Annotated in this window: 5 protein-coding genes; all 5 read left to right on the top strand. The window is 32.8% G+C overall.

What is annotated here, in order from left to right; all coding sequences use genetic code 11:
- Positions 1-281 precede the first annotated feature (281 nt).
- Positions 282-533, top strand: coding sequence for a type II toxin-antitoxin system Phd/YefM family antitoxin (locus tag F3H00_RS01560; protein ID WP_148800656.1), 252 nt, complete (start codon positions 282-284; stop codon positions 531-533).
- Positions 523-810, top strand: coding sequence for a type II toxin-antitoxin system RelE family toxin (locus F3H00_RS01555; protein ID WP_107858789.1), 288 nt, complete (start codon positions 523-525; stop codon positions 808-810). The genes F3H00_RS01560 and F3H00_RS01555 overlap by 11 nt, the downstream gene beginning before the upstream one ends.
- Positions 811-1,119: 309 nt before the next feature.
- The gene (locus F3H00_RS01550) at positions 1,120-2,697 is read left to right on the top strand and encodes an AAA family ATPase (protein WP_148800654.1); all 1,578 of its coding nucleotides are present in this window, start codon (positions 1,120-1,122) and stop codon (positions 2,695-2,697) included.
- A gap of 767 nt (positions 2,698-3,464) precedes the next feature.
- Positions 3,465-4,565, top strand: a complete 1,101-nt coding sequence (locus F3H00_RS01545; RefSeq protein WP_223155222.1) for a Cj0814 family flagellar-dependent secreted protein — start codon at positions 3,465-3,467, stop codon at positions 4,563-4,565.
- A gap of 115 nt (positions 4,566-4,680) precedes the next feature.
- The coding region (locus tag F3H00_RS01540; protein WP_188115646.1) for a hypothetical protein at positions 4,681-4,910 on the top strand (230 nt) is incomplete at its 3' end.

The following is a 4,910-nucleotide window of genomic DNA, read 5'->3' as shown; positions in this document are numbered from 1 at the left end:
AATAGATATTCCGGTAGTGTTAATCTGTATATACCCAATAATTTTATTGGTGTAATAAATTTATTGTGATTATAATGAAACCATTTATATCTTATGGTAAAAAATCAAAATAATGTTTATCTTATTTTGATTATGCCAAGCCTATTAACACTAATACACTCAAAGCTAAAGTAGAGATAGTGTCGTATGAAAATGAGTAGGGGCAAATTTCAAAGCATGAGTTTTAAGACTATTCTTATATCTTATTTAGTATTATTTTAGGTATTAAATAAAGGATAAAAATGCAAACCATACAAGCAAATTTTACAGCTAGCATAAGCGAGCTAAAAAAGTCTCCAGCTCAAATTTTAAAACAAGCCGGAGATAATGTCGTAGCTATACTAAATCACAATGTCCCTAGCGCCTATCTAGTACCTAGTGATGTCTATGAAAAAATGACAGAGATAATAGAAGAGTATCATCTAAGTAAAGCAGTAGATACCGCTCTAGCAAGTGGTGAAAAACCAGTAAAAGTAAGCTTAGATGAGCTATGAGTTAGAATTTTTGCCAAGCGCTTTAAAAGAGTGGCAAAAGCTTGATAACAGCATAAAAGTGCAGTTTAAAAAGAAGCTAAGTGAGCGTCTAGAAAACCCAAAGGTTACCAAAGACAAGCTACGAGGCTATGAAGATGTCTATAAGATCAAGCTAAGAGATGTCGGCTACCGCTTGGCCTATCAAGTAAAAGATAGTGAAATAGTAGTGTTAGTGCTAGTTGTCGGCAAAAGAGAGAATAACGAAGTGTATGAGATGCTAAAGGATAAATTTAGCTAAGCATAAAGCTAGACTTTCAGTCATCTTTGATTTGTTGGTAACTATTTTTATGTTACTAACTTGTCCTATCTAAAGTGCTCTTTTTATGATGAGCACAACCTCTATATTTTTATTATTTTTACCATTTTAATTTCATACTAGACTAAATTTCTAAGAGAAAATCCAAAAGCTACAAAAATTATATTATATATTTCATAGTATTTTCTAAAAGTAAGCATTTTAGCGGTCTGAAGCCTACCGAATTCCTTGTTTTAGGCTGTGAAATTTTATAAAATAATCTTGAAATTTTATCGAAGTAAGGATATTAAGATGAAGATAAGTGGCTATGAAATAGTTATAAATACACTAACTGATAATATAACCTTTGAAAAAGCTATAGACAGAATGTGCCACAACATGCGGGAGCCCAAGCAAACAAAAAAGATAAAGTATTTAAGAAGGGATACAAGAGCCAATAGGTATTTCGTACGAAATGACTATGGTGCTCTTATAGAAAAAGAGCCATCTCGTAGTATGTCTCACGAGGATATTGAAAACAAGATAAAAGAGATGCTGTTGCAATTCAAAAAAGACTATGAAAGCCAAACTATAACTGACAAAAACGGCAAATCAAGAAAGCGTGTTTGGCAAAAAAAGATGACCCCTTTTACGGAGATACTTTTAACATTTGGAACACAAAGACCCAAAGAAGAAAATGAAGGACTCAATGAAGAAGAGACCAAGTTTATAAATGGGCTAAACATTCTTGCTAATGCCATGGACTTTATTAATAATTATTGTAAAAAATACGGCGTAGAATGTGTGGCTGCTGCTGAGCATAATGATGAAAAAACCAAACACTGGCAAATCATTTTTTCAAACTATGATTTTACTAAGCATGCTTGCATAAGAAGAGACAGAAAAAATATGGCTATATACGGCAGAGATATGCAAGATATGAGCGCAGACGCATTTAGTGGTATAGCTGTAAGAGGCGTGGTAGGAAGTAAGGCTATTCATAAAACTCTAAAACAAATGCATGAAACTGAGCTATCTTATAAAAGCGAACAAGCACTTAAAAATGATATTACTTTGAATTTTGAAGAATGTATTGATGAAGCTTTTGATGAAAAAAAATCATTCACAGGTAAGATACGCTATGAGATATCCAAAGATGGCATGGAAGAATTCGTAAAAACTATCAGTAAAGATATTTATGATTTAACAAAACAAAACATAACCATAATTAAAGACACTGATCTTCAAAATAAGATAGATGAGCTGGAAAAACAACTAGCTGATAAGAGTGAAATATTGGCTAGAAAAAATGAGTTAGAGTTAGAAAATGAACTCTTACATAAGGAGATTTTAGAACTAAAAGAGCTAAATGAGACTTTTGAGAATAAAGACATAGTGTTGGCTCAAAAAGAAGAGATTAATGGACTAAAAGAAAGTTTGAAGCAAAGAGATGTAGCTATACGCAGTTATAAAAGCCAGATACTTAATAGCAAAGAAATTATAAACCAAGCCAAGGCAGACAAAGAAGAGCTAGCAAGACTAAAGGATATTGAAGCCAAGAAAATAGAAGTGGAAGAAGAAAAAGAAGAGCTAGAAAAAGAAATTAAAACATATAAAGAACTAGCTGCCAAACAACAAAAAGAGGTAGAGGAGCTGGGGCAAGCAATGGAAGCTAATGAATCGTTGAAAAATGAAAATCAAAGTCTAGCATATGAAAATAAAAAGCTAAAAGATGAAAATACGACTCTTAAGGTCTTTAAAGAAAAAGTGGTAACCTTCTTTAAAAGTGTGGCAAACACTATCCCAAATGTCAGGGATTTTATAAATAGTCGTCTACCAGAGATAAAAAATGAGATATTTGGCAAAAAAGACTCTAGCTTAGAAATGTGATAGCGACTCTCTCGCAAGGCTCTTTTTGCTACTTGTCAGTAAGCCAGTTAGGCATTATATTAAGCTGGCTTATCTAAGTATGTGTTACTTCTACTGAAGTTAGAACGTAAAAATAGACGATCTTATCTACTGCTTTTGTTGTATAACTTGGCTAAATTTGGCTGATTTATAAAAAAGTAACCTGCTATAGTGAAATTTATGCTTCAAATATTTTACAAAGTTAATATACATTATCAATTTACTGACCGATTTCTCATATAAAAATAAAGTAAAAATATTAAATATAAAATAAACAAAAATATCTTATTTAATATTTTATTGCCTCTAGTCATAAAAATAAGCTACTAGACTCTTGGCATTATTTGACTTATTTTTATAATAGCCCTCAGGCTATTCGCCCGTCTGGCTAAGACCTTATAGCACTATCAATCTCTTGATAGTGCTAAATAAGTTTTAGCACCATAGAGCTAAAACTTATATTTGAAAGATATTTTTGAGATGATGCTTATTGGTAATTGAAGCACAACATGAAAAATGAATTTAATATTACTTAAATAGAGATTATATTTTTAAACTAATTTTTTATATAAACAAATAGTAAATAGCAATTTTTATATAGTAGGCAATAATAGCAACAAATAGAACATAAAATCAAACCACTAGACCAAATTTGACCCATAGGTATTATTTATATTGATTGATTTTTTATTTTTGTGGGTTGGAATATGTTTTGCTTGGTATCAAGTAAGAAGCTAGGAGGTCAAGCTATGAATGATATTAGCATCTTAAGCACAAATGTAAATTCATACACCAAGCAACAACACAAACAAAATAGATCTGCAAATTTTAGTGATCTCTTTAACCAAAAAACCAAAGAAGAGAGCAGTAAGCCAAGCCAAGAGCCTGCTAAATTTAACTATGTTTCTTCATCACAAAATAGCCTCATCTCTTTAAATTTTAGTGATCTTCAAGCTTACGGCTACACAGTAGATAAGGCAGGCTTTATGGGAGCTGACTTTAATAAAGCAGCAGGTCTGCCACAGGACTTTAAAATCCATAAAAGCACGCTTGATGAGCTTAGTAGATTTGCCGAGCGCAACCATGTGCTAAATCGCATCAAAAGCAAGGACGAGCAGATAAAGATCTTTGATAACATCGATATGGCTGACACCATAAAGCACTACTACAGACTATTTGATCAAATGACGTCTGCTTTAGGTGATGATAAAAAGAGCTACACCCTTGCAGATATAGGCAAACTACCAAAAGGCTACAGCACAAAAGGCACTCACTATGATGCCAAAGGACATTTACTAAAAGATCTATCAAGCTCTACTATCTCAAACATCTACTCTAGCTCCGATGAGCTAAATAGCGCTAAAACTCTTAGTAAAGAGCTTTCAAGTGCAGGCGTTAGGCTCATAGTAAAAGAGGTTGATTTTACGATGAGCGAAGCAGGCGATGAGTTTAGTTTTAACCCTGATATGTCTTTTTATAAGTCAGATGAAGGCTACAGCAAAGAGGCTCTTTTTATGGGATTTTTACGTAGTTCTAGACCGCTACCAAGTGATAGTGCAAAGACTAAGCTAAGCAGTGCTGCCTTAAATGATATCTCAAGCACTGGAGAGCATAAAGAGTATTTTGTGGATTTTGAAAAAATAGGCAAGGATAACGAAAGTATCAAAGCGCTCATAAAAGAAAGGTTAAAAGAGCTAACCCTTTTAATGTATGCAAGATCAAAGAACATTAACGCAGAAAGTGTTGCCTCAAACGAATATGAGAAATTTAAGCCAACTAGCGAGGATATAAATTCTCTAGCAAATTCTTGGAGCGAGAGGATAAGTTCTATTAGCAAGACTTTTGTGTAGAGAGAAGTCACATATAAACTAAATTTTTGAAAGGTCGATTTAAACAAAAGAGATTTTCACTCAAACAAATTTTGAAAAATCGTTGAGTAGTTTAAAACTTACTAAGGATATTAAAATGCAAATTTCTAGCTCACCATATCCTTATCTGTCTAGAGAACACATAGCTAGTGAGATGGGGTTTAAATTTAACGATATAAATGAGATCCTTGATAACAATATGGGATATGGTATGAGCTTTCCTAAATACGCAAGGCTTGATAGAAAAGCTCAAGCTGCAGCTTATGATAGGCACATATATCCACTATCTGGCTTTACAAAAGGTGATGAAGCAAAAGTCACTATCAT

Source organism: Campylobacter concisus (genome assembly GCF_902460845.1).
In the GTDB taxonomy this organism is placed as follows: Bacteria; Campylobacterota; Campylobacteria; order Campylobacterales; family Campylobacteraceae; genus Campylobacter_A; species Campylobacter_A concisus_X.
Note: the sequence above shows the minus strand (reverse complement) of the source record. Positions and strands in the feature narration are given on the sequence as shown.